This is a genomic window from Rhodanobacter sp. OR92 (genome assembly GCF_000427545.1).
GTDB classification, from domain to species: Bacteria; Pseudomonadota; Gammaproteobacteria; order Xanthomonadales; family Rhodanobacteraceae; genus Rhodanobacter; species Rhodanobacter denitrificans.
The window spans coordinates 164,532-185,970 of record NZ_ATYF01000001.1; the positions used below are offsets into that span (position 1 = coordinate 164,532).

General features: G+C 69.7%; 26 protein-coding genes. 14 read left to right on the plus strand and 12 right to left on the minus strand.

Going from position 1 to position 21,439, the window contains the following annotated elements:
- Positions 1-104 precede the first annotated feature (104 nt).
- The 3 genes from RHOOR92_RS0100815 to RHOOR92_RS0100825 all read right to left on the minus strand — a co-directional run bounded on the left by RHOOR92_RS0100815 (position 105) and on the right by RHOOR92_RS0100825 (position 2,487).
- Positions 105-1,019, minus strand: a complete 915-nt coding sequence (locus RHOOR92_RS0100815; protein ID WP_027489318.1) for a hypothetical protein — start codon at positions 1,017-1,019, stop codon at positions 105-107.
- 181 nt (positions 1,020-1,200) lie between these two features.
- The gene (locus tag RHOOR92_RS0100820; protein WP_027489319.1) at positions 1,201-1,962 is read right to left on the minus strand and encodes a metallophosphoesterase family protein; all 762 of its coding nucleotides are present in this window, start codon (positions 1,960-1,962) and stop codon (positions 1,201-1,203) included.
- A gap of 60 nt (positions 1,963-2,022) precedes the next feature.
- On the minus strand, positions 2,023-2,487 hold the full coding sequence (locus RHOOR92_RS0100825) for a GFA family protein (protein WP_027489320.1): 465 nt from the start codon (positions 2,485-2,487) through the stop codon (positions 2,023-2,025).
- A gap of 144 nt (positions 2,488-2,631) precedes the next feature.
- Between RHOOR92_RS0100825 and RHOOR92_RS0100830 the strand changes: the two genes are divergently transcribed.
- A complete protein-coding gene (locus RHOOR92_RS0100830) occupies positions 2,632-3,147 on the plus strand; it encodes a hypothetical protein (RefSeq protein WP_155950183.1) in 516 nt (171 codons plus the stop codon).
- A 77-nt stretch (positions 3,148-3,224) separates the two neighbouring features.
- Here the strand turns inward: RHOOR92_RS0100830 and RHOOR92_RS0100835 are convergent, their stop codons facing one another.
- Positions 3,225-3,812: a hypothetical protein gene (locus RHOOR92_RS0100835; protein ID WP_027489322.1), complete on the minus strand. Its 588-nt coding sequence runs from the start codon at positions 3,810-3,812 to the stop codon at positions 3,225-3,227.
- A gap of 44 nt (positions 3,813-3,856) precedes the next feature.
- On the opposite strand from RHOOR92_RS0100835, the gene RHOOR92_RS0100840 reads away from it, so the two are divergent.
- Together RHOOR92_RS0100840 and RHOOR92_RS0100845 are read left to right on the plus strand one after the other, a co-directional pair.
- Positions 3,857-4,279, plus strand: coding sequence for a helix-turn-helix domain-containing protein (locus RHOOR92_RS0100840; protein WP_037114628.1), 423 nt, complete (start codon positions 3,857-3,859; stop codon positions 4,277-4,279).
- A gap of 99 nt (positions 4,280-4,378) precedes the next feature.
- A complete protein-coding gene (locus RHOOR92_RS0100845) occupies positions 4,379-4,672 on the plus strand; it encodes a hypothetical protein (protein WP_007511108.1) in 294 nt (97 codons plus the stop codon).
- A 12-nt stretch (positions 4,673-4,684) separates the two neighbouring features.
- Here RHOOR92_RS0100845 and RHOOR92_RS0100850 read toward each other — a convergent pair whose 3' ends face one another.
- The 3 genes from RHOOR92_RS0100850 to RHOOR92_RS0100860 form a co-directional block, all read right to left on the minus strand.
- Positions 4,685-5,041, minus strand: a complete 357-nt coding sequence (locus RHOOR92_RS0100850) for a DUF1428 domain-containing protein (RefSeq protein ID WP_015448037.1) — start codon at positions 5,039-5,041, stop codon at positions 4,685-4,687.
- Positions 5,042-5,150: 109 nt separating this feature from the next.
- Positions 5,151-5,597: an SRPBCC family protein gene (locus tag RHOOR92_RS0100855; protein ID WP_027489323.1), complete on the minus strand. Its 447-nt coding sequence runs from the start codon at positions 5,595-5,597 to the stop codon at positions 5,151-5,153.
- 74 nt (positions 5,598-5,671) lie between these two features.
- Complete coding sequence (locus RHOOR92_RS0100860; RefSeq protein ID WP_027489324.1) at positions 5,672-7,477, minus strand: DUF885 domain-containing protein; 1,806 nt, start codon at positions 7,475-7,477, stop codon at positions 5,672-5,674.
- Between the two features lie 200 nt (positions 7,478-7,677).
- On the opposite strand from RHOOR92_RS0100860, the gene RHOOR92_RS0100865 reads away from it, so the two are divergent.
- Together RHOOR92_RS0100865 and RHOOR92_RS0100870 are read left to right on the plus strand one after the other, a co-directional pair.
- A complete protein-coding gene (locus tag RHOOR92_RS0100865) occupies positions 7,678-7,875 on the plus strand; it encodes a hypothetical protein (RefSeq protein WP_027489325.1) in 198 nt (65 codons plus the stop codon).
- A gap of 69 nt (positions 7,876-7,944) precedes the next feature.
- Positions 7,945-8,415: a nuclear transport factor 2 family protein gene (locus tag RHOOR92_RS0100870; RefSeq protein ID WP_231378277.1), complete on the plus strand. Its 471-nt coding sequence runs from the start codon at positions 7,945-7,947 to the stop codon at positions 8,413-8,415.
- Positions 8,416-8,422: 7 nt separating this feature from the next.
- On the opposite strand, the gene RHOOR92_RS0100875 is transcribed toward RHOOR92_RS0100870, so the two are convergent.
- From RHOOR92_RS0100875 to RHOOR92_RS0100885, 3 genes are all read right to left on the minus strand, one after another.
- Positions 8,423-8,770 (minus strand): metalloregulator ArsR/SmtB family transcription factor, encoded by a 348-nt coding sequence (locus RHOOR92_RS0100875; protein WP_007511119.1) that lies wholly within the window; start codon positions 8,768-8,770, stop codon positions 8,423-8,425.
- On the minus strand, positions 8,760-9,233 hold the full coding sequence (locus RHOOR92_RS0100880) for an SRPBCC family protein (protein WP_015448032.1): 474 nt from the start codon (positions 9,231-9,233) through the stop codon (positions 8,760-8,762). Before RHOOR92_RS0100880 ends, RHOOR92_RS0100875 begins: the two co-directional genes overlap by 11 nt.
- 123 nt (positions 9,234-9,356) lie before the next feature.
- The gene (locus tag RHOOR92_RS0100885; RefSeq protein ID WP_027489327.1) at positions 9,357-10,190 is read right to left on the minus strand and encodes an NAD-dependent protein deacetylase; all 834 of its coding nucleotides are present in this window, start codon (positions 10,188-10,190) and stop codon (positions 9,357-9,359) included.
- 145 nt (positions 10,191-10,335) lie between these two features.
- Between RHOOR92_RS0100885 and RHOOR92_RS0100890 the strand changes: the two genes are divergently transcribed.
- The 4 genes from RHOOR92_RS0100890 (at position 10,336) to RHOOR92_RS0100905 (ending at position 15,648) form a co-directional block, all read left to right on the plus strand.
- Complete coding sequence (locus tag RHOOR92_RS0100890; RefSeq protein ID WP_037114630.1) at positions 10,336-11,832, plus strand: amidohydrolase family protein; 1,497 nt, start codon at positions 10,336-10,338, stop codon at positions 11,830-11,832.
- 15 nt (positions 11,833-11,847) lie between these two features.
- Positions 11,848-12,525, plus strand: a complete 678-nt coding sequence (locus RHOOR92_RS0100895) for a GNAT family N-acetyltransferase (RefSeq protein ID WP_027489329.1) — start codon at positions 11,848-11,850, stop codon at positions 12,523-12,525.
- Between the two features lie 32 nt (positions 12,526-12,557).
- Positions 12,558-13,658, plus strand: a complete 1,101-nt coding sequence (locus tag RHOOR92_RS0100900; RefSeq protein WP_007511129.1) for a DUF1615 domain-containing protein — start codon at positions 12,558-12,560, stop codon at positions 13,656-13,658.
- Positions 13,659-13,740: 82 nt separating this feature from the next.
- The gene (locus RHOOR92_RS0100905; protein WP_231378278.1) at positions 13,741-15,648 is read left to right on the plus strand and encodes a peptidase M61; all 1,908 of its coding nucleotides are present in this window, start codon (positions 13,741-13,743) and stop codon (positions 15,646-15,648) included.
- 123 nt (positions 15,649-15,771) lie between these two features.
- Here RHOOR92_RS0100905 and RHOOR92_RS0100910 read toward each other — a convergent pair whose 3' ends face one another.
- Both RHOOR92_RS0100910 and RHOOR92_RS0100915 read right to left on the minus strand, forming a co-directional pair.
- Entirely contained in the window at positions 15,772-16,743 is a 972-nt protein-coding gene (locus RHOOR92_RS0100910) for an AraC family transcriptional regulator (RefSeq protein ID WP_007511133.1), read from the minus strand.
- Between the two features lie 13 nt (positions 16,744-16,756).
- Positions 16,757-17,290, minus strand: coding sequence for an OsmC family protein (locus RHOOR92_RS0100915; protein WP_007511135.1), 534 nt, complete (start codon positions 17,288-17,290; stop codon positions 16,757-16,759).
- 352 nt (positions 17,291-17,642) lie between these two features.
- Here RHOOR92_RS0100915 and RHOOR92_RS0100920 point away from each other — a divergent pair, with 352 nt between their 5' ends.
- The 5 genes from RHOOR92_RS0100920 to RHOOR92_RS0100940 all read left to right on the plus strand — a co-directional run bounded on the left by RHOOR92_RS0100920 (position 17,643) and on the right by RHOOR92_RS0100940 (position 21,437).
- A complete protein-coding gene (locus RHOOR92_RS0100920) occupies positions 17,643-18,500 on the plus strand; it encodes a methyltransferase domain-containing protein (protein WP_037114735.1) in 858 nt (285 codons plus the stop codon).
- 39 nt (positions 18,501-18,539) lie between these two features.
- Complete coding sequence (locus tag RHOOR92_RS0100925) at positions 18,540-18,755, plus strand: 4-oxalocrotonate tautomerase family protein (RefSeq protein WP_007511139.1); 216 nt, start codon at positions 18,540-18,542, stop codon at positions 18,753-18,755.
- Positions 18,756-18,852: 97 nt separating this feature from the next.
- Positions 18,853-19,557 (plus strand): glutathione S-transferase N-terminal domain-containing protein, encoded by a 705-nt coding sequence (locus RHOOR92_RS0100930; RefSeq protein WP_007511141.1) that lies wholly within the window; start codon positions 18,853-18,855, stop codon positions 19,555-19,557.
- Between the two features lie 42 nt (positions 19,558-19,599).
- Positions 19,600-20,646, plus strand: coding sequence for an aldehyde reductase (locus tag RHOOR92_RS0100935; protein ID WP_007511143.1), 1,047 nt, complete (start codon positions 19,600-19,602; stop codon positions 20,644-20,646).
- A 95-nt stretch (positions 20,647-20,741) separates the two neighbouring features.
- Complete coding sequence (locus RHOOR92_RS0100940; protein WP_015448025.1) at positions 20,742-21,437, plus strand: VIT family protein; 696 nt, start codon at positions 20,742-20,744, stop codon at positions 21,435-21,437.
- Positions 21,438-21,439 lie beyond the last annotated feature (2 nt).

Sequence of the window (21,439 nt, forward strand, 5' to 3'; positions counted from 1 at the left end):
GCGGCGAGGGTGCCGTTCATGCCTGCGACGAATGGCCAGCGCGTGGATCGACACGCGCCGCGCGGCCGGGGCGTGTTTCGACGGCGCAGGAGGGCGGTGTCTGGTCAGTAGAACCGGATGCCCGCCCTGAGCACGAGCTGGAAGAACAGCAGCAAGGCCACGACGGCGGCGAACAGGTAGGCGAGCGGCCAGGTGGTCGCCGCGCCGTTGGCCGCGGCCCCGCGCGTGCGCCAGGCCCCCGCCTGGATCCAGGGTATGCCGGGCAGCACCACCAGCAGCGGCACCAGGACGACCTCCAGCCACTCGCGCGGGATGCGGAACGGGATGACCAGCGCGGTGGCGAGCAGGGCGGGCAGCGTCGCGGTCCGGAACACGAACCGCGTGCGGGCGCCGGGGCTGCCGATGGCTGCCGGCGAATCCGCGATCGCGAGCGCAGGCTGGCGCAGCAGCAGGGCAACCAGCGGCATCAGGCCAAGCGCGAGCAGGCCCGCGCCGAGGCGGGCGCCGGCGTCGAGCTGCAGATAGCCCATCGCCATGCCGACGTCGCTGCCCGGGCTGAGCGCTCCGACGACGACCTGCGGCAGCGCCATGAAGCAGCCGCAATAGGCCATCCAGAACAGCACCAGCCGGGTGCTGTTCGACCATGGCCGCGGGCGCCGCAGCAGCCACAGGCAGAACAGGCCGACCGCCAGCGTCGCCAGCGCACCGGTGCCCTGGAACAGGGCGGCGAGCGGGTTCGTGCCTTCCCAGCTGTGGTTATTGTGGTACAGGGTCGGCTGCAGGCCAGGCGTGAGCGCCTTCGGCAGCACCAGGGCCAGTTCCTGCAGGAAGAACGTCAGGTTGAAGGCCAGCACGTAGAGCAGGGTCGAGGCTGCCGTGAGGCGCCAGCCCGGGACGGGCGCCGCGGGTGCGGCATGCGGGGCGCGGGCGGAGATGAACCCGGCCAGCCCGAGCGCCAGCGGGCCGGCGACGATCGTCAGCGCGGCGGTGGCGAGTATCCAGGTCGGTCCGATAGCCATCTTTGCGCGTCTCCTCGAGGATCGGCAGGCATGGTGCCGACCCCTGTCCGCAGTGTCGATAGGCCGGAAGGCCAGGGGCGGTTGCCGGTCGGGCCCATGGTCACCCAAGGCAGGGCTGCGCGGCCGAGGCCCGGAAGAGGCGTTTGTCCGTCGCGAAAAACGGCGCCCCTGGGACGCGTTTTTACGCGCCGGTCGCCACCTCGATGCACAGGCATGGATCGAACTGCGGGTTCTCGTTCACCCCGCCGGTACTGTAGCCGCGCGGGTTGCACACCACCCGGGTGCCGTTCGCCGTGTAGTCGAAACTGTCGTGGGTGTGGCCGTGGACCCACAACACGGCGCGGCCCATCAACGCGCTGCAGTCGGACACGAAGGCGGCGCTGACCGGCGAAGCGGCAAAGCGCGGGTGGACGCTGCGCGGGGTTGGCGCATGGTGGGTGATGACCACGGTCGACCCGGCGAACGGCTCTTCCAGCACGGCCGCAAGCCATGCGTACTGTTCGGCGAACAGCGCGGCGGCGTCGGCGGGGGTGAACACGCTGCCGTCGGCGTTGCGGATGGCGGCGAAGTCGCGCATGAACTGCGCCGACGCCGTCATCGCAAGGTCCTTGCCCTCGGCGCCGAACAGCTCGAAATCCGTCCATAGGGTAGTGCCCACGAAGCGCACGCCGCCGATCGTGCATGTGCCCTGGTCCAGCAGACCGATGCCGTGCTCGCGGGCGCTGCGGGCCAGCGCCTGGCGCACTTGCGGGATCGCGCCGCCGTAGAACTCGTGGTTGCCGGGCACGTATAGCACCGGGCGCCCCAGCCCGGCCGCCCACTGCATCGCCTCGGCGGCGGGACGCCGGATGTCGCCGGCGAGGATCGTCAGGTCCGCCGCCACTTCCGGCGACGGCATGCCGTGCGTGCTCAGGTGCAGGTCGGACAGGATATGCAGGCGCATGCGGTACTCCGTTCACGGCCATCGCGGCGCGCCCGGAGCCGGCTGGCTCGGGCGCGTCGATCAGGCATCCGCGGTCTCGGCGGCGTAGGCCGCGACCAGCGGCTGGTAATCCTCCATCGCCGGGAAACCGGTGTAGCTGTGCTTCGCCGGGGTCGATGCCCAGGGCAGGCGGGCGTCGGTGCAGGTTTCGATGAACGGCACGAAGTCGGCGTGCGGGTCGAGCACCGAGGCGCGCAGGTTGACCAGCCAGTCGAGCCCGGCCGGGCGGGTCATCACCCACGACTTGCAGAACGCGCAGTACAGGTGGCTGTGCTCGCCCTGCAGGCCGCCGCGGACCAGTTCGCCCTCGAGTACTTCCACGCCATCGGCCGGCATCGCCAGCGACAGCGAGAACGCGCTGCCGGTCATCTTCTGGCAGCCGTGGCAGTGGCAGGCCATGCTGAGCATGGCCGGCTTGGTGACGCGCAGGCGCACGCGGCCGCAGCGGCAGGTGCCGGTGGCGGGAAGCTGGCGCGGATAAGGCATGGGCGGGTTCCTCGCTTGGGAAAGGTGCCGGGCAATTCCGGTTTCGCGGACGGCTTATTTAGTCACACGGGCCGCGGCAGGTCACTTGTCGCCCTCCCCAGGCCCGGGAATACGATGCCGTCTCCCTGGCGGCGGGAGAGCGGCATGCCTCGATCGAGCGACGAGAAGCTGCGTGCCTGGGCGACGCGCTGTATCAGCCACGAGCCGGGATCGTGCGATGCCATGTCGCACCGGCTTCGGGACATCGCCGGCCTGCCATATCCCGACGCCATCCCGAAGGCTTCCCTGGTGACGGTCATGATCAAGGGCAGCCATCAGGAGCACAAGGCCGTCAGTCTCAAGTGGTCCGATGAGGAACATCCGGTGATCGTGGATTCCACCGTCGGCCAGTTCTGCAGGGCCGGGCAGGACGACGGAAAGCCGTCGATCTTCGTCGGAAGCGACGGCGAATGGACGGCCGAACTCAGCCGGCTGCACAACGGCGCCACGGTCGAGAAGTACGTGGGGGACGACCGCGCGAGCAGCCTCTGGGCCATGCTTGAAGAAGGCCCGGGCGACGACGCCATGAAGAAGGAGCCGTTGCGGCACTCCGGCCGGGTCAACAAGGACATCCACGAGGCCAGGGTGCTTTCGGGCCGCCGGGGCTGCACGCTGTTCTAGCCGTTCGGCCGCCGAAGGCGGAAACGGCGCCGGGTTCGTTTTTGGCGCCGGGAAACCTGGCCCTTCGCTTCGGCTCGCTACTTCATCCGCGTATCGGTGGCCACCCAGTTGACCTCCCAGGTCTTGCCGCCGTCGTCCGAGAAGGCCTGCTCGAAGCGGATCGTGTCGGCGTCGAGCGGCGTGATCACGAAGCGGACGAGAATGGCGCGCCCGTTGAAGTCTTCCTGGTCGTAGAACTCGCCGCGGCCGTCGACGAACTGGCCGATCGTCGGCTGCCCCAGCGTTCCGCTGCTGCTGTTGGCGAAGTTCAGGCTCCATTGGCGCGAGCGCGGGTTGTAGAGCCGCAGGTTCAGACCCTCGAAATGGCCGCCCGGGCCATCGGCCGTCAGCTCGACCAGGTTGGCGCGGCCGTTCCAGACCTTGCGCACGGTGGTGACGCCCTCGTATTCCACCCATTCGCCGGACCCCGACAGCGGATGCGCCAGCCGTTTCAGGTGCGTGCGCCAGGTGCCGATCTCGAAGTCGAAATCGTGCTGGCCGTCGCGCGGAATTTCCGCGCCAGCCTTGGTGGCCTGCGCCGCTTGTGCGCAGGCAGACGCAGCCGGCAGCAACGGCAGCCAGGCGATGGCCAGCCACGGCAGCAAGGCGCGGTAACGGCTCGGCATGGCATGCTCCAACGCGGTTCGATCGACTGAAGCTAGAGGCAGCCATGTCCAGCGACAATAAGGCACGTCCAGGTGCGTATCCGCCGGCCACGGCCCATCCGCTGGCGGATTGCCCGCTGCACGCGGCCTTCGTCGCGGTCGGCGGCAAATGGAAGCTCACCATCCTGTATTGGCTGGCGCGCGAGCCCCATCACTTTTCCGCCCTGCTGCGCCGCGTCGCGCCGATCTCGCACAAGGTGTTGACCGAGCAGCTGCGCGAGCTCGAAAGCGATGGCCTGGTCGAGCGCCTGGTGGCCGGGCCGGTACCGGCGCCGGTGCAGTACCGCCTGAGCGATTACGGAGCAACGGTCTTGCCGCTGGTGGAGGAGGCGAGGGTCTGGGGGCTGGCGCACCTGCAGCGGACGCGCGGCCCGGCTGCGCTGCCGTCGACGGCGGCACTGGGTTGCGGCGACGCCCTGGGCCACTAGCGGGGCCAGCTTCTTCGCGGACGGCTTGGGTGGCCATCGTCACGCCGCCTTGGCCCGGGCGTGCCTAGGCTGATTTGCATCCCGCCACGAGATGCCGCCATGCCGACACTACGCCTGCGCCTGACCGGAAGCGACGATGACGTCCGGGCCGTGATGAATCTGTTGCAGAGCCTGGACGGCATCGAACGCGTGGAGGAGGTCGCGGACATGATGGATCGCATGGACGACGCGGATTCCAGCTCCGCCGGCCTGAGCGACACCCACGGACCCGACGCGCACGAGCTGGAGATCGAGGCGCCGAACGCCTCCACCGCGCGCAAGGTGCGCGAGGCGGTCGAGGCGCTGGCGTTCGAGCTGGACGCGCTGGTGGAGTTCGAGGAAGAAGAGGAGTGAGCGCGCCGCACGCTAGGCGGGCAGGCTGACCACCGGCGCGAAGCCGCCGAAGATCATGCGCTTGCCGTCGAACGGCATGTCGCCGGCGCCCGGCATGCGCGGGTCCTGCATGATCCGCTCCATGCCGGCGTCGCGGCTGGCCTTGTCGGGCCATTCGATCCAGGAGAACACCACCGATTCGCCCGGCTCGGCCTGCACGGCGCGGCGGAAGTCGGTGAGCTTGCCGTCGGGCACGTCGTCGCCCCAGCACTCCACCACCCGCGTGGCGCCGAACTCCAGGAACATGGCGTCGAAGTGGCGGGCATGCGCGATGAACTGCTCGCGGTTGGCGTCGGGCACGGCGATCACGAAACCATCGACATAGGACATGGCGGACTCCTGCGCAAACGACGGCCGACGGGGCCGTCTTCTTTGCTGACGACGAACGGGCGCGTGCGGAATCGACAGCGGTCGGCGCCGATTCCGCATGCGGCGCCGGTCAGCCCGGAATGTCCGGCTCCACCAGTTGCGCCAACAGCAGCAGCGATTCCTGCCAGCCCAGGTAGCACTGCTCGACCGGGATGACTGCGGGCACGCCTTCCTGCACCACCTGCACGTCGGTGCCGCAGGACACCGCGCGCAGGGTGACGGTGGTGGTCATCTCGCCGGGCAGGTTGGGGTCGTCGAAGCGGTCGCTGTAGCGGATGCGTTCGCCCGGCACCAGTTCGCGGTAGGTGCCGCCGAAGCTGTGTCCGTGGCCGCTGGAGAAGTGGGTGAAGGTCATCCGGTGCTGGCCGCCGACCCGTGCGTCCAGCTCGTGCACCTTGCAGGTGAAGCCGTGCGGCGGCAGCCACTTGGCGATCGCCTCGGCGTCGAGGAAGGCGCGGTAGATTCGCTCGGGCGGGGCGCGCAGCACGCGGTGGAGGCGAAGCGTGTTGGTGGTCATGGCGGTTTTCCGTGGCGGAGGAGGGGCTCTCTCCCTGACGAACGGGCGCGGCGGAAATCGACCGGCGTCTGGCCTTACCTGGACGTGGCCGCGGCCGTTTCCGCCGCGGCCGCCGCCGGCGCCGTCCACAGGCTGGCCGCCGGCTTGCCACCCAGCATCTGCGCGCGTACCAGCGGGATCGGCGGGCCGCCGTAGCCGAGGAACTGGTCGTGGAACGCCTTCAGCGCGTGCGGGCCCGGGTGCGCGGCGATCCAGTCCTGGCGCAGCTGCATGATCATCAGCTTGCCCAGCGTGTAGTTCAGGTAGGCCGGGTCGTAGGTGCCGCGGGCCGCCTGCTGGCGCGCGTTGCCCGGGTCCTGGAAGGCCTTGTCGCGGAACATCTGTTCGGACTGGGCGACGGTCATGCCGCCGGTGTGCAGGCCGATGGCGGAGAGGTAGCGCACGTCGCGCAGCAGGGCGTTGGTGAGCTGGCCGATGTGGACCTCCGGCGTGGCGCCGTCCAGGCCGGCGTCGAACATCATTTCCTCGGCGTAGTGCGCCCAGCCTTCGGCGAAGGCGTAGCCGACGAACAGCTGGCCAAATTTCCAGTGCGCGCGGTTGGCGTGCAGGAACTGCAGGAAGTGCCCCGGCCACACTTCGTGCGAAGACGTGAACAACAGGTCGGCCTTGCCCGGTATGTAGGCCTGCTGGTCGGCCTTGCTCCAGGCCGGATCCGGCGGGGCGATGTAGTAGACGGAAGGCAGGTTGTTCTCGTACGGGCCGGGGATCTCGATGTAGGCGAAGTTCCAGCGGTTGAACGGCGGCGCTTCCTCGACCTTGGCCTGTTCCGGGCCGGGGATGCTCACCAGGTCCTTCTCGACGATGAACTGGCGCAGGCCAGCGAGTTGCGCACGCGCACCTTCCACGGCACCGCCGGCCGGCTTGTCCGCACCCTCTTTGGCGACGCACGCGCTCAGTGATTGGCCCGGCGCGAACTTGCCGCAGGCCGCCTTGAGCGCGTCGAGGTTGCGCTGCAGGTCCGCTTCGCCGATGGCCTTGAGCCGGTCCAGCGGCAGGTCGACCAGCTCGGTGGCGTGCAGCATTTTGGAGAACTTCGCCGCGCCCAGCGCGTAGTCCTGGGTGGCATGGGGTTGCTGCGCCTTCAGCCAGTCGGCGAGGTCCTGCGTGGCCTTGATCGCGGCGGCGTTGGACGCCTTGAAACGCGCCTGCAGCGCGTCGTCCTTGACCCCGGCGAAGATCGCCGGGACGTCGGTCTTGAAGAAGCTTGCGTACCCGCCAAAACTGTTCACGCCCAGCTCGATGTACGACGCCGGCAGTGGCAGTTTGAAGTTCGCCTTGATCCGGGCGATCGCCTTGGGCAGCGCTTCCTGGTAGGTGACGAAGGCCGCCATCCGTTGCGGCAGCGGCGCATAGGGGCGGGTCAGGTACATGCTGGGCGACAGATCGTCGGTATAGAAGGCCGGGTTGCCGTAGGGAAAGCCGGAGTCCTCCAGCCAGAACAGCTGGCCGTCGATCACCGCGAGCACGTAGTCGCGGTGGAAGCGGCCGCTCGCATCGAGCCGGTCGTCGGCGAACGCGGCGAACCGGGCGCGCTGCGCATGCAGCCAGTCGGTATCCGCCTTCAGCCCGGCCGGACTGTAGTCGGGCAGCTTGCCGTCGAACTCGTGCCTGCCGGCGCTGGCGGCAAAGGTGGGGTGGCGGCGGAACATGCCGTCGATGAAGTCGTCGACGGCGCGCTCCAGTGGGGCGTCGTCATTGACCGCCGCGATACTGGAGGAGGGAGCGCTGTGGGGCGGTGCGTTGGGCGCTTCCCGATGGCAACCGGCGGCGAACGCCACGGTCATTACGGCGCATAGCGTGGCGATGTGGATCGGGCGCATGCAGGCGGCTCCAGGGCAAGGTCTGTCGAGAGTAGGCAGACCGGTGGACAGGCGCAACCCGCCGCGCGCCGCTGCTGCCGATCGGGTCGGGCTGCAGTTTCTTCCGATCGCCGCAACGTGGTCGCCATGGCGATGGCCGCGGTACAGTCCGCAACGGAACCGTGGCATCGGAACGACCACCTTCAGGCAGGAGCATGCAGATGGCTTCGACGAAAGCAGGTGCGGGCAACGCGACAGGTTTTGCCCTCGACGAGGGAAACGACGCCGGCCCCGCAAAGGGTTCGTACAAGCTCTGGATCGAAAAGCCGGTCGGCAAGTTCTGTCTCGGCTTCATGGTGTTCGTGGCTGCCGAGGTGCTGGTGCTGGGAACGCTGCACCGGATCTTCCACTTCATCTGATGGCGCGGCCGGCGCCGAGCCGGTTCTGCGCCGGGGCAGGCCGCCGCGCGCATCGCAGGGGAGTACATCGTGGCAACAAGAATGTTCCTGGTCGGACTGCAGGTCCTGCTGGCGTTGGCGCTGGCGGGACCGGCAAGGGTGGCGGCGGCCACCGATGAAGGTGCCGCGATCCGCCAGGTGATGGCGCAGCAGGCGGCGGCGTGGAATCGCGGCGACGTGGAAGGCTACATGCGCGGCTACAAGGACGCGCCCGACACCACCTTCATCGGCAGCAGCGTACGCCAGGGCTACCGCGCCATCCTCGACAGCTACCGCAGGCATTATGCGACGGCGCAGCAGATGGGCCGGCTCACCTTCTCCGAACTGGACGTGCGCCTGCTGCCGGGCGCCGGCGGCGAGTTGCGCTACGCCGTGGTGACCGGCCGTTTCCACCTCGACCGCGCGACGCACGGCGAGGTGGCGCAGGACGATGGCGTGTTCTCGTTGCTGTGGGAAAAGACCGCCGACGGCTGGAAGATCATCCTCGATCACACCAGCTGACCGGCGCTCACTTCTCCACGAAGGATTTCAGCCGCGCCAGCGCGTCGTCCCACTGGCTCGACACGAGGTCGATGTACTCGCGCAGTTCGCCGATCGGCTGCGGATCGAGCGTGTACAGGCTTTCGCGTCCGGTACGCTCGCTGCGCACGACGCGGGCGTCCTCGAGCACGCGCAGGTGCTTGCTGATCGCCTGCCGGGTCAGCGGCTGGCCGTCGCAGAGCTGGGTGATCGAGCGGCGCGAGCCGTCGCACAGCCGGGTCACCAGTGCCAGCCGCGTGGGGTCGCCAAGCGCGGCGAACACCGTGGCGGCCCGCGGCAGTCGCCGCGCCAGGCGCGAGCGTGCGCTAGCCGGCATGGCCGTCCGTCATCACGCTGTCTTCGACGTGCCGGCGGATGTTCTCCAGCTGGATGCTCCAGCCGTCGTCATTCATGCGGAACGCCTCGGCGCGGCGGCTGGCCGGGATGCGCTCGAAGCCCGACTCGACCAGGGTCAGCACGGTGTCCTCGCCGTGCGCTTCGAGGTGGAACTCGACCAGGGTCGGCGGTTCGGCGGAGTAATCCACGCCCGGCTCGATGGCGTAAGGATGCCAGCTGAAACTGAACAGCCGCTGCGGCTCCATCACCTGCACCACGGCGCGCCAGACGACGTGCTCGTAGCCCGGCCAGGTGATGTGGCCGATGGCCTCCCGGCCGGGCTCGAACGGCCCGGACAGGTCCACGCGGAACCATGCGCCGAACTCGCGGTAGTCGGTCAGCGCGCGCCACACGCGCGACACCGGCGCCCTCAGCTCGATGCGTTTCTCGATGCGATCGCTCATGCGCCACCTCAGGGTTGCATATGAGCTTGCGCCGGCACCGCATGAAATGCAACTTTACGGTTGCGCCAGGTGATCTTTGCTGCCAGCGCGCGGCAACGCGCGCTGCGACGGCGGAACGCCGCGCTAGGGCAGCGGCACGCTGGCCGCCGGCTCGTCCGCGTGCAGGAACGCCAGCGCTTCCTGGCAGGGCGCGTCGACCTTCAAGGTCAGCAGCGCGTCGGCGCGGGTACGCCCCAGCGTCACCGCGGCCACCGGCTTGCCGGCCTGCACCGCAGCCGCCACGAAGCGGTAGCCGGAATACACCATCAGCGAGGAACCCACCACCAGCACCGCATCGGCGGCCTGCCAGGCGCGCGTGGCGGTCTCCACGCGCTCGCGCGGCACCGCCTCGCCGAAGAACACCACGTCGGGTTTCACGATGCCGCCGCAGCGCGGGCAGGGCGGCACCTCGAACGACGCAAAGTCGAGGCCTTCCAGCTCGGCGTCGCCGTCCGGCGCGTCGACGGCGTCGAGCCGGGTCCACGTTGGATTGCGCTCGACCAGCGCCTGCTGGAACGCGTGGCGGGCGCCTCGCCAGTCGCAGCTCATGCAGCGCACCTGGTCGAGGCGACCGTGCAGGTCGAGCACCCGTTCGCTGCCGGCGTGCTGGTGCAGGCGGTCCACGTTCTGCGTCACCAGCAACTCGACCTGGCCGCGTCGCTCCAGCCTGGACAAGGCGCGGTGGGCGGCGTTCGGTTGCGCGCTGCCGAAGCGCCGCCAGCCGACCATGCTGCGTGCCCAGTAGCGCCGGCGTGTGGCCGGCTCGTGCATGAACGCGCCGTAGTTCACCGGCGGCGGACGCTTCCACTGGCCGTCGCGGTCGCGGTAGTCGGGAATGCCCGAGTCGGTGCTGCAGCCGGCGCCGGTCAGCACGAACAGGCGCGGATGGGCTTCGAGGAATCGCTGCAACGGAGTCATCGGCTGGATATGGGGGCGCGGTGGGCCGGAAAACAGAACGGGGGTAGACCGAACGACGTCGCGCCATTGTTACATCGCGGATTTCATCGGAGTAACTTGGCGCGCTCGCGGGCCGCTGCCCGCCCTGCCACTGGGGAATCCGATCATGCCCGTGCAAGCCCGCCGCCCCGCGCCCGTCCTGGCGCCGCCACACCCCCGTCGGAATGCCCTGCTGGCCGCCGCGCTGGCCGGGCTGTGCGCCGTTTCGTCCGCCTGGGCGCAGGCGCCACAGCTGTCGGCGCGGACGCTGCAGTACGTGAAATACGCGCAGCCGCTGATCGCGATCACTCACGTGCGGGTGATCGACGGCACCGGCACGCCGGCGCGGGAGAACCAGACGGTGCTGCTGCGCGACGGCCTCATCGCGGCGGCCGGCAGGCACGTGAAGCTGCCGAAGGACGCGACCGTGATCGACGCCAGCGGGCACACGCTGATCCCCGGCCTGGTCGGCATGCACGACCACATGTTCTATCCGGCGCCGAAGGTGAACCCGGAGGCGAAGGAGGCGATCTACCCCGAGCAGGCGTCGAGCTTTCCCAAGCTGTACCTGGCTGGCGGCGTCACCAGCATCCGCACCACCGGCAGCACCGAGCCGTATACCGACCTGGAGTTGAAGAAGGCGATCGACGCCGGACAGATCCCCGGGCCGAAGATGCACACCACCGGGCCGTACCTGGAGGGCAAGGGCAGCTTCACGCCGCAGATGCACGAGCTGACGGATGCGGCCGACGCCACCGGCACGGTCGACTACTGGATCGGCGAGGGCGCGACCTCGTTCAAGGCGTACATGCACATCACCCGCGCCGAGCTGGCGGCGGCGATCGCGGCGGCGCATGCGAAGCACATCCAGGTGACCGGCCACTTGTGCGCGATCGGTTTCACCGAGGCGGCCGGGCTTGGCATCGACGACCTGGAGCACGGCTTGCCGGTGGACACCGAGTTCAGCGCCGGCAAGCAGCCCGACGTCTGCCCCGACACCAAGGCCGCGCTGGCCCAGCTGGCGACGATGCGCGCGGACGATCCACGCATCCGGCAGCTGATCAGGACGCTGGTGGCGAAGCACGTGGCGGTCACCTCGACCCTGCCGGTGTTCGAGACCTTCGTGCCCGGCCGCGCGCCGGTGGACCCGCGCGTGCTGGACGCAATGCTGCCGGAAACGCGGGTGGAGTACCTGGCCAGCCGCGAGCGCGTCGCCGGCATGCACGATTCGCCGTGGCCGAAGGTGTTCAAGCTGGAGCAGGACTTCGAGCGCGCGTTCGTGCAGCAGGGCGGCATTCTGCTGGCCGGCCTGGACCCCACCGGCTATGGCGGCGTGATCGCCGGCTACGGCGACCAGCGCGAAGTGGAACTGCTGGTGGAAGCCGGCTTCACGCCGCTGCAAGCGATCCGGATCGCCACCCTCAACGGCGCGCGCTTCATGGGCGAGGACCAGCGCATCGGCTCGATCGAAGTGGGCAAGGCCGCCGACCTGGTGCTGCTCGACGGCAACCCGGCAACAAACATCAAGGACGTCGAGCACGTCGCGCTGGTGTTCAAGGACGGCGTGGGCTACGACCCGGCCAGACTGGTGAAGGCGGCGAACGGCACGGTGGGCCTGCGCTAGCGGAAGCATGGCGACATGATCGATTCGGAGCTGGACAATCCTTTCTGGGCGTCGTTGTGCAGCCGGCACCGGGCCATCGCGCTGCGCCACGGCGACGTGGCGCGTTATCCCGCCGCATTTGCCCCGTTTCTCGGCGTGGCCAGCGCGGAGGCGAGCGTGACCGAAGCGCTGGCGTCGTTGGTCGAGCCGGGCGAATCGGTCTACCTGCTCGGCGTGGCGCCGAAGCCGCCGGTGGGGTGGCTGATCGAGGCGTTCGCCCCGCTGGCGCAGATGATCTGCCCGGCGCCGATCGCGGTGATCGACGGGCCGCCGGTGATCGAGCTGACCCAGGCGCATCGCGCCGACGTGCTGGCGCTGACCGCGCTGGTGTATCCGCATTATTTCCGCCCGCGCACGATGGAGCTGGGCCGCTACTTCGGCATCTACCAGGATGGCCGGCTGGCGGCGATGATCGGCGAGCGGCTGGGCACGGACGCGCAGCAGGAGGTCAGCGCGGTCTGCACGCATCCCGACTTCAATGGCCGCGGCTACGCGCGGCGCCTGATTGCATTGCTGTCGAACGACAACCTCGAACGCGGCCGCCTGCCGTTCCTGCACGTGAGCCACCAGAACCATCGCGCGAAGCAGCTGTACGAGCAGCTCGGCTACGGCCATCGGCGCGACATCGGTTTCTGGTCGCTGCGGCGGGCATAGGCATGGTCGCTTCCTCGGCGAAAGGACGGGGCGTGCGCAGCCGTTCCGTCACGCTGCTGCTGGCCGTCGCCCTGTTGCTGGGCGGCTGTGCCTCCCAGCGCACGCAGGAAGCGCCGCCGCGCAGCCCGGCGCAGGTGCGCGCCGAGATCATGCGACTGATGCCGGCGACCGCGCGCGACCGCGAGGGCTGGGCCACCGACATCCAGGCTGCGTTCGCCGCGAGGGACCTCGCGCCGACCCCCGCGAACCTGTGCGCGGTACTGGCCGTGGCGGAACAGGAATCCGGCTTCCAGGTCGACCCGGTGGTGCCGGGGCTGGCGAAGATCGCGCGGCAGGAGATCGACCGCCGCGCCGCCTCGAAGCACGTGCCGGGCTTCGTGGTGGACGCCGCGCTGTGGCTGAAGTCGCCGGACGGTCGGCGTTACAGCGAGCGGCTGGCGGCGGCGCGCACCGAGCAGCAGCTGAGCGCGATCTTCCAGGATTTCATCGGCATGGTGCCGTTGGGCAAGCGCCTGTTCGGCGGCCTCAACCCGGTGCACACCGGCGGGCCGATGCAGGTGAGCATCGCGTTCGCCGAAGCGCACGCACGGGACTATCCGTACCCGCTGCGGGGTTCGATTCGCGACGAGGTGTTCAGCCGGCGCGGCGGTATGTATTTCGGCATCGCGCACTTGCTGGATTATCCGGCGGATTATTCGCAGCTGCTCTACCGCTTCGCCGACTTCAATGCGGGCCGCTACGCCAGCCGCAATGCGGCGTTCCAGAATGCGATGAGCGTGGCATCGGGCATTCCGCTGGCGCTGGACGGTGACCTGGTGTCGCCCGATGCCGGCTTCGGCGATCCGGCCGGCGCGACGGAACTGGCGGTGCGTTCGCTGGCCACACGGCTCGACATGGGCGCCCCGGCGATCCATCGCGCGCTGGAGCAGGGCGAGCGCCAGGATTTCGCGGACACGAAACTCTACGCCCGCGTGTTCGCGTTGGCCGAACGGACCGATGGCAAGTCGCTGCCGCGCGCGATGCTGCCGGGCATCACGCTGAAGAGCCCGAAGATCACCCGCAAGCTCACCACCGCGTGGTTCGCCAAGCGCGTCGACGAACGCTGGCAGCGCTGCATGCGGCGGGCCGGGTGACGCGCGTTCGGCGAGGTGGGGTACGGATCGCGTCGTTGCTGTCGTAGGATGCCGGTTCAATCGCCGCTTCAGGGGATCCGGCATGGTTCGCATGGGATGGATCGTGGTGCTGGCCTGCAGCCTGTGGCTGCCGGCGCCGGTGTGGGCGGGTGGCGATGGTGGGCCGGCATCGGCCGCGTCGGTGGCCGACGCCGACTGGCCGGGCACGATCACGCTGGCGGTCGACGCCAGCGACGTGTCGCGACGCATCCAGCGCGTGCACGAGCGTATCCCGGTGCGGCCGGGGCCGCTGACGCTGTGGTATCCGCAGTGGATCCCCGGCAACCATGCACCGACCGGGCCGATCAACCAGCTCGCCGGACTCGTCATTAGCGGCAACGGCGCGCGCATCGCGTGGCGGCGCGACGCGGTGGACATGTATGCGTTCCATCTCGAGGTGCCGGCGAACGTGACGGCGCTGGATGTTGAATTCCAGTACCTGTCGCCCACCTCCGACGCGCAGGGCCGCGTGGCGATGACGCCGGCGCTGCTGTCGCTGCAGTGGCATCGCGTGCTGCTGTATCCGGCAGGCTTCGACGCGCGTCGGATCCGGTTCGCACCAAGCCTGACCCTGCCGGCCGGATGGCAGTTCGGCACTGCGCTGGACGTCGCTTCGCGCGAGGGCGACACCGTGCGCTTCGCACCGGTGGCGCTGGTCGACCTGGTGGATTCGCCGCTGTACGCGGGCCGCTGGTTCAAGCGCTACGACCTCGATCCCGGCGCGCGCCAGCCGGTGCACCTGGACGTGATCGCCGATGCGCCGGAACAGCTCGATGCCACGCCGGCGATGCTCGACGCGCACCGTGCGCTGGTGCGCCAGGCCGACCGGGTGTTCGGCACGCGTCCGTTCGCGCACTACGACTTCCTGCTGGCGCTGTCGGACCAGTTCAGCGGGATCGGGCTGGAACACCACCAGTCCAGCGAGAACGGCACCTACCCCGGCTACCTGCGTGGCAGCGCGCCGTTCACCGGCAACGACCTGTTGCCGCACGAGTACTCGCATGCGTGGAACGGCAAATACCGGCGCCCCGCGCCGTCGTGGACGCCGCACTTCAACACCCCGATGCACGACGATCTGCTGTGGCTGTACGAAGGCCAGACCAACTACTGGGCGCTGGTACTGGCCGCGCGTTCGGGTTTGCTGGACGAGAAGCAGACCCATGCGCTGCTGGCCGAACTGGTGGCGACGCAGGCGCAGCGGCGCGGTCGCGACTGGCGCAGCCTGCAGGACACGGTGAGCCAGGGCATCATCGACTTCAACGATGCGCCACAGGCCTGGGAGAGCTGGCAGCGCGCCTACGATTTCTACGGCGAGGGCGCGCTGCTGTGGCTGGACGTGGATGGCAAGCTGCGCGAGCTGTCGCGCGGCAAGCGATCGCTGGACGATTTTGCGCAGCGCTTCTTCGGCGGCTCGCAGGGGCGCGTGCAGGTGTCGACCTACGGCTTCGGCGACGTGGTGGCGGCATTGAATGCGCTGCAGCCATTCGACTGGGCGGCCTTCCTGCATGGGCGTCTCGACGCGACGCCGGCCCCGCTCGACGGCCTGGCGCGCAGCGGCTGGCGGCTGGCCTTCACCGCTGAACCGAATGCCGCGATCACGGCGGCCGAAGATGCGGACGGTTACGACGATTTCCGTTTTTCGCTGGGGCTGAAGATCGCCCGTGCGGACGGCCGGATCAACGAGGTGCTGTGGGACAGCCCCGCATTCAAGGCCGGGCTGGCGCGTGACATGCGCGTGCTGGCGGTCGACGGCACCGCCTACAGCGCCGAGCGGTTGCGGAACGCGCTGACCGCTGCGAAAACCGCGAAGCCGCCGGTCGAGCTGCTGTTGCGCCAGGGCGACAGCTTCACCACGCAGCGGATCGACTACCACGGCGGCGTGCGCCATCCACATCTCGAACGCGTTCCGGGCGCGCCCGATCGCCTGCGGCAGGTGCTGACGGCGCGCTAGCCCGGGCGCTGGAATGTCGCTGCAAGCTGTCGCCCGGGGCCGGCCCGTGCGCCGCTGGAAGAAACCGGGCGTGCGCTGAAGGCAACCTGGTAAAGACGCCGGCGCAACACCCGATGATGCTGCTCAGTCCAAGCGCCCGTGCGTGGACTGGTGTCGCCGCCAGGTCGCGGGCGGCGTGCCGTACTCACGGCGGAAGGCCCGGCTGAAAGCGGTGTCGGTCCGGTAGCCCACGTCTTCGGCGATGCGCGCCAGCGGGGAACTGCTGCGGCGCAGGAGGTTGGCGGCAAGCAGCATGCGCCACTGGGCGAGGTACTGCATTGGCGTGGCGCCGACGAGCTGACGGAAGCGTTCGGCCAGCACCGAACGCGAGGTGGCGGCGGCGCCGGCCAGTTCTTCCAGGGTCCACGCATGGGCCGGGCGGTGGTGCAGCGCATTCAGGGCGGGGCCGACGACGGCATCGCCCAGACCTGCCAGCCAGCCGGTGCGAGTGGCCTGCTGTTCGTTCATGTACAGGCGCAACACCTCGATGAACAGTACCTCGGCCAGCTTGGCCAGCACGCCGGCACCGCCGGGCCGGGGTGAGCGCGCCTCGGCCAGCGCATAGCGCACCGAGGCCTCGAGCCACACACCAGCATTCGATCCGCGCACGTTCACTCGCACCAGCGGCGGCAGCCCGGCGAGCAGCATCCGCGCCAGACGGGCGTCACAGGCGAGGTAGCCGCAGACGATGCGCGTGGTGGGGCCGCCGCCACCGTAAGCCAGCTGGCGTGGCCGTCGCGACAGCACCGCTTCCAGGCGCGCGCCTTGCGCAGGTGCCAGGCCGGGAGCGGAAGCCATGAGATGGGCATCGCCGCGCGGAAACAGCACCACGTCGCCGGCGCACAGGTGCATCGGCGGTTGCCCGGCCAGATCGACGAAGCACTCGCCTTCGGTGACCAGATGGAAGATCACCACGCGTTCGGCGCCCGGCTCGAGCAGCGGTGCCGCGGTGTCGGCGCTGGGCGACTGGTAGCACCACGGCGCGGTGAACCGGGCGTGGATGAAGACGGCGCCGACCAGACGCACCACGCGAAGGATTTCCGATAGCGCGTCCATGGTCGGCGGCGGCTCAGCCGGCGTCGACGTCGATGCGCAGGTCCACCGGCACCGCGTGCTCCACGGCCGCGGGGATCGGCGAATGGCGATGACTGTCTTCGACCAGGGCTCGCAGTCGTTGTGACGGGACACCGGGGGCGGCGATGCGCACGTGCAGTTGCACGTCGCAGGGTCCCGCGAACACGGGGGCGCCGACGGCGTCGACCATGCCGAGCAGGCCGCGGGTGTCCGAGCGGCTGCTGGCGAGCACTTCAAGTCTGCCCAGTTCGATGCCTTCGGCGGCGGCACCCATGGCGATGCGGGTGGCCAGGCAGGAGGCGAGACCCGCACGGAACAGCCAGCCCGGCGTGACCTGGTCGCCGCTGCCGCCGAGTTCGCCGGGCATGTCGGTCAGCATCTGCGTGCCGTTGGCATGGCTCGCCACGATGCGCGTGCCGGCCTGCCAGCGCGCCGTCGCCGGTGCGTCGTCGTGGATGCCCGTTGCGGGACGGCGTTGCAGTGCCTTTGCCGCCCGTTGCATTGCCGTCGCCAGGTCGCCGGTCGCCATGTCAGTGCTTCGCGTGTGGGCCGTGGTCGATTGTGTTCCCTCCGCGGCGCCAGGCCAAGATCCAGCGGCATCGATGGCGGTCGGCCGGACGATCGGGCAGGACTCGCAGACGCCAGGGCAGGAAGCGGTAATCACGCGATGAGGCAGGGACGCCCGGGCAGGTATCGGCGACGCCCGGGCAGGACGCCATGCGGGATCGTGCACCATCTTGCATCCCGGCGTCAGGCCGGTCAGTGGGCGGCAGCCTTTGCCGCCGTTCACCCCTGCATACCCGCACCTTGTCGGATTGAAGAAACATGCATGCCATCCTCGATTTCAGCGCGGCGGAAAACCGGCAACACCGGTGCTGAGCATGCAGCCGCGACTGCAGCGACGCGTGCAGCGTTACGGCTGGGACCTGGCCGCGGCGGATTACGAGCCGCTGTGGCAGGCGCAGCTGGCCGTCGCGCACGACGAGCTGATCGCGCGCGCGGCGCTGGCGACGGGCGAGCGCGTGCTCGACGTGGCGTGCGGCAGCGGACTGATCGCATTCCGCGCCGCCGTGGCGGTGGGGCCATGCGGACGTGTGGTCGGTGTCGACCTGTCCGGCAGGATGGTCGGCATCGCCGCGCAGCGCGCCGTGCAGCACAAGGTACGGAACGTGCGTTTCGAACGCATGGACGCGGAGCGGCTGTCACTGCCCGATGCGAGTTTCGACGTCGCACTGTGCGCGCTCGGCCTGATGTATCTGCCGGACCCGGAGCAGGCCGTGCGCGAAATGCGGCGGGTGCTGCGGCCGGGCGGGCGGCTGGTTGTCGCGGTGTGGGGCGAGCGATCGCGCTGCGCGTGGTCGGCGTTGTTTCCGATCGTCGACGCCGAGGTGGCCAGCGACGTATGCCCGCTGTTCTTCCGCCTTGGCCAGGGCGACATGCTGGCACACGCCTGTGCCGACGCGCAGTTCGAGGCGATCGAGCTGCGCCGCGTGGCGACGACGCTGACCTGGGCCAATGCCGATGCGGCATGTCGTGCGGCCTTCGTCGGCGGGCCGGTCGCATTGGCCTGGTCGCACTTCGACGAGGCCACGCGGGCACGGGTTCGCCGGCGCTATGTCGAGGCGATCGCGGCGTGGCGGCGCCACCGCGGTTACCGGCTCCCGGGCGAGTTCGTCATCGTGACTGCCACCGCGCCGGGCGATGGACACGCAATCAACCGCAGCAACGAACCCGGGTGAGTCGCCCGGGCAACTCAAACAGCGAACAGGAGAACCCGCATGCCATTCCTCAACGTCAAACTGATCGAGGGCGTTTTCACGCAGGCGCAGAAGCAGGAGATGATCCGCAAGCTCACCGACACGATGGTCTCGATCGAAGGCGAGAACATGCGGCCGGTGACCTGGGTGGTGATCGAAGAGGTCAACAGCGGCGACTGGGGCATTGGCGGCAATCCGCTGACTACCAGTGACGTGAAGGCGCTGGCGAAAGGCTGAGCAGAATGGAGGGTGTGCGACTGCGCACCCTTCCTGTGGTTGAATCGACCGGGACGAGCACCCACCTTGCACAGATTGCCCATTGCAGGAGTGGCGCGTGCCCCGGTTGTCCGACTTCCCCATCACCACGCGCTGGCCCGCCGTGCATCCCGAACGCATCCAGCTGTATTCGCTGAACACGCCGAACGGCGTGAAAGTGTCGATCATGCTGGAGGAGACCGGGCTGCCGTACGAGCCGCATCTGGTCGACATCATGCAGGACGAGAACCGCACGCCGGAGTTCCTCGCGCTGAACCCGAACGGCAAGATCCCCGCGATCATCGACCCGCACGGCCCCGGCAGCGAACCGCTGGCGCTGTTCGAGTCGGGCGCGATCCTGCTGTACCTGGCGGACAAGGCCGGGCAGTTCGTTCCGGCCGACCCGGCGCGGCGCTGGGAGACGATCCAGTGGCTGTTCTTCCAGATGGCGTCGATCGGCCCGATGTTCGGCCAGGTCGGTTTCTTCAACAAGTTCGCCGGCAAGGCGTACGAGGACAAGCGCCCGCTGGAGCGCTACGTCAACGAATCGAAGCGCCTGCTCGGCGTGCTCGACGGGCGGCTCGCCGGCCGGCGCTGGCTGATGGGCGAGGACTACACCGTCGCCGACATCGCCACGCTGGGCTGGGTGAACAACCTGATCACGTTCTACGAGGCGCGCGAGTTGGTCGGCTACGACCGCTACCCCAACGTCGCCGGCTGGCTCGAACGCGGCCTGGCACGCCCGGCGGTGCAGCGCGGGCTGACGATTCCCAGCCGCACCTGAGCGGCGATCCGGCGCGACAACGGGACACATCGGGAGGTCATCATGGGTACGGTTCTGGTCACCGGCGGGTCGGGTTTCATCGGCAGCCACTGCATCCTGCAGTTGCTGGCCGCCGGATATCGGGTGCGCACCAGCGTGCGCAGCCTCGGACGCGAGAGCGCGGTACGCGGGATGCTCAGGCAGGGCGGCGCCGAGCCGGGCGAGCGGCTGGACTTCGTCGAAGCTGACCTGCAACGCGACGCGGGCTGGCCGGAAGCGGTGGCCGGCTGCGACCACGTGCTGCACGTGGCCTCGCCGTTCCCGCCGGACCTTCCGAAGCACGAGGACGAACTGATCGTGCCCGCGCGCGAGGGCGCGCTGCGCGTGCTGCATGCCGCGCGCGACGCTGGCGTGCGGCGGGTGGTGCTGACCTCCTCGTTCGCCGCGGTCGGCTACGGCCACGCACCGCAGCCGGCGCCGTTCGACGAGACCCGCTGGACCGACCTCGACGGCGAGGGCGTGCTGCCCTACGTCAAGTCCAAGACGCTGGCCGAGCGCGCCGCGTGGGATTTCATCGCGCGCGAGGGCGGCGCGCTGGAGCTGGCGGTGGTCAATCCGGTGGGCGTGTTCGGGCCGGTGCTGGGGCCGGACTATTCCACCTCGATCCTGCTGGTGCAGCGGCTGATGGATGGCGCCATGCCCGGCTGCCCGCAGCTGTGTTTCGGCGTGGTCGACGTGCGCGACGTGGCCGACCTGCACCTGCGCGCGATGACCGACCCGGCCGCGGCCGGCGAGCGCTTTCTCGCCGTCGCCGGCGACTTCCTGTGGATTCGCGAGATCGCCACGACGTTGCGCCAGCAACTGGGCGCGTCGGCGCGCAAGGTGCCCACGCGGCAACTGCCCAACTGGCTGGTGCGCCTGGCGGCGCTGCGCGACCCGGCGGTCAGGCAGATCCTGCCCGAGCTGGGCATGCCCAAGAACGCCAGCAGTGCCAAGGCCCGCCGCGTGCTGGGCTGGTCGCCGCGCTCGCCGCAGGAGGCCGTCGTCGCCACCGCCGAGAGCCTGTTGCAGCTGGGCCTGCTGAAGGGCGGCGCGAAGGCGCGGGCTTAGTTCCGCCGTTGCCGGCCCCGGCGGGACGAGAAGCGTTTGCACGGCCGCCGGCCAACCTGCGCACAATGCGCCACCCGACCCGCGAGATTACCGGCATGCCCCGACACCATCACGAACGCCACCGTACCGACCGCATCGGCTGGCTGCGCGCCGCCGTGCTGGGCGCGAACGACGGCATCGTCTCGACCGCCAGCCTGGTGCTGGGCGTGGCGGCGGCGCATGCCAGCGGGCAGAACATCCTGGTCGCCGGCGTCGCCGGGCTGGTCGCCGGCGCGATGTCGATGGCTGCCGGCGAGTACGTGTCGGTGCATTCGCAGGCCGACAGCGAGCGCGCCGAACTCGCGCGCGAGCACCTGGAGCTGCAGACCCAGTCGGAAGCCGAGCACCGCGAACTGGCGGCGATCTACGTCGGCCGCGGGCTCGACCCGCAGCTGGCCCGGCAGGTGGCCGAGCAGCTGATGGCGCACGATGCGCTCGATGCGCACGCCCGCGACGAGCTGGGCATCACCGAGGTGCTGAAGGCGCGGCCGCTGCAGGCTGCCGGCGCCTCGGCGCTGAGCTTTGCGGTGGGTTCCGCGCTGCCGCTGCTGGTGGTGGCGCTGACGCCGGCGGCGAGCCTGCTGTGGCTGGTGTTCGCCACCTCGCTGGTGTTCCTCGCCGTGCTCGGTGCCGTGGCGGCGTGGGCCGGCGGCGCGAAGATGGGCGTCGGCGCCATGCGCATCACCTTCTGGGGCGCGCTGGCGATGGCGATCACCACCGGCGTGGGCATGCTGTTTGGCACCGCCGCGTAGCG

Coding starts and splice junctions, on each gene's coding strand:
- RHOOR92_RS0100815 (WP_027489318.1), bottom strand. CDS start 1,019: ATGGCTATCGGACCGACCTGGATACTCGCCACCGCCGCGCTGACGATC.
- RHOOR92_RS0100820 (WP_027489319.1), bottom strand. CDS start 1,962: ATGCGCCTGCATATCCTGTCCGACCTGCACCTGAGCACGCACGGCATG.
- RHOOR92_RS0100825 (WP_027489320.1), bottom strand. CDS start 2,487: ATGCCTTATCCGCGCCAGCTTCCCGCCACCGGCACCTGCCGCTGCGGC.
- RHOOR92_RS0100830 (WP_155950183.1), top strand. CDS start 2,632: ATGCCTCGATCGAGCGACGAGAAGCTGCGTGCCTGGGCGACGCGCTGT.
- RHOOR92_RS0100835 (WP_027489322.1), bottom strand. CDS start 3,812: ATGCCGAGCCGTTACCGCGCCTTGCTGCCGTGGCTGGCCATCGCCTGG.
- RHOOR92_RS0100840 (WP_037114628.1), top strand. CDS start 3,857: ATGTCCAGCGACAATAAGGCACGTCCAGGTGCGTATCCGCCGGCCACG.
- RHOOR92_RS0100845 (WP_007511108.1), top strand. CDS start 4,379: ATGCCGACACTACGCCTGCGCCTGACCGGAAGCGACGATGACGTCCGG.
- RHOOR92_RS0100850 (WP_015448037.1), bottom strand. CDS start 5,041: ATGTCCTATGTCGATGGTTTCGTGATCGCCGTGCCCGACGCCAACCGC.
- RHOOR92_RS0100855 (WP_027489323.1), bottom strand. CDS start 5,597: ATGACCACCAACACGCTTCGCCTCCACCGCGTGCTGCGCGCCCCGCCC.
- RHOOR92_RS0100860 (WP_027489324.1), bottom strand. CDS start 7,477: ATGCGCCCGATCCACATCGCCACGCTATGCGCCGTAATGACCGTGGCG.
- RHOOR92_RS0100865 (WP_027489325.1), top strand. CDS start 7,678: ATGGCTTCGACGAAAGCAGGTGCGGGCAACGCGACAGGTTTTGCCCTC.
- RHOOR92_RS0100875 (WP_007511119.1), bottom strand. CDS start 8,770: ATGCCGGCTAGCGCACGCTCGCGCCTGGCGCGGCGACTGCCGCGGGCC.
- RHOOR92_RS0100880 (WP_015448032.1), bottom strand. CDS start 9,233: ATGAGCGATCGCATCGAGAAACGCATCGAGCTGAGGGCGCCGGTGTCG.
- RHOOR92_RS0100885 (WP_027489327.1), bottom strand. CDS start 10,190: ATGACTCCGTTGCAGCGATTCCTCGAAGCCCATCCGCGCCTGTTCGTG.
- RHOOR92_RS0100890 (WP_037114630.1), top strand. CDS start 10,336: ATGCCCGTGCAAGCCCGCCGCCCCGCGCCCGTCCTGGCGCCGCCACAC.
- RHOOR92_RS0100895 (WP_027489329.1), top strand. CDS start 11,848: ATGATCGATTCGGAGCTGGACAATCCTTTCTGGGCGTCGTTGTGCAGC.
- RHOOR92_RS0100905 (WP_231378278.1), top strand. CDS start 13,741: ATGGTTCGCATGGGATGGATCGTGGTGCTGGCCTGCAGCCTGTGGCTG.
- RHOOR92_RS0100910 (WP_007511133.1), bottom strand. CDS start 16,743: ATGGACGCGCTATCGGAAATCCTTCGCGTGGTGCGTCTGGTCGGCGCC.
- RHOOR92_RS0100915 (WP_007511135.1), bottom strand. CDS start 17,290: ATGGCGACCGGCGACCTGGCGACGGCAATGCAACGGGCGGCAAAGGCA.
- RHOOR92_RS0100920 (WP_037114735.1), top strand. CDS start 17,643: ATGCAGCCGCGACTGCAGCGACGCGTGCAGCGTTACGGCTGGGACCTG.
- RHOOR92_RS0100925 (WP_007511139.1), top strand. CDS start 18,540: ATGCCATTCCTCAACGTCAAACTGATCGAGGGCGTTTTCACGCAGGCG.
- RHOOR92_RS0100935 (WP_007511143.1), top strand. CDS start 19,600: ATGGGTACGGTTCTGGTCACCGGCGGGTCGGGTTTCATCGGCAGCCAC.
- RHOOR92_RS0100940 (WP_015448025.1), top strand. CDS start 20,742: ATGCCCCGACACCATCACGAACGCCACCGTACCGACCGCATCGGCTGG.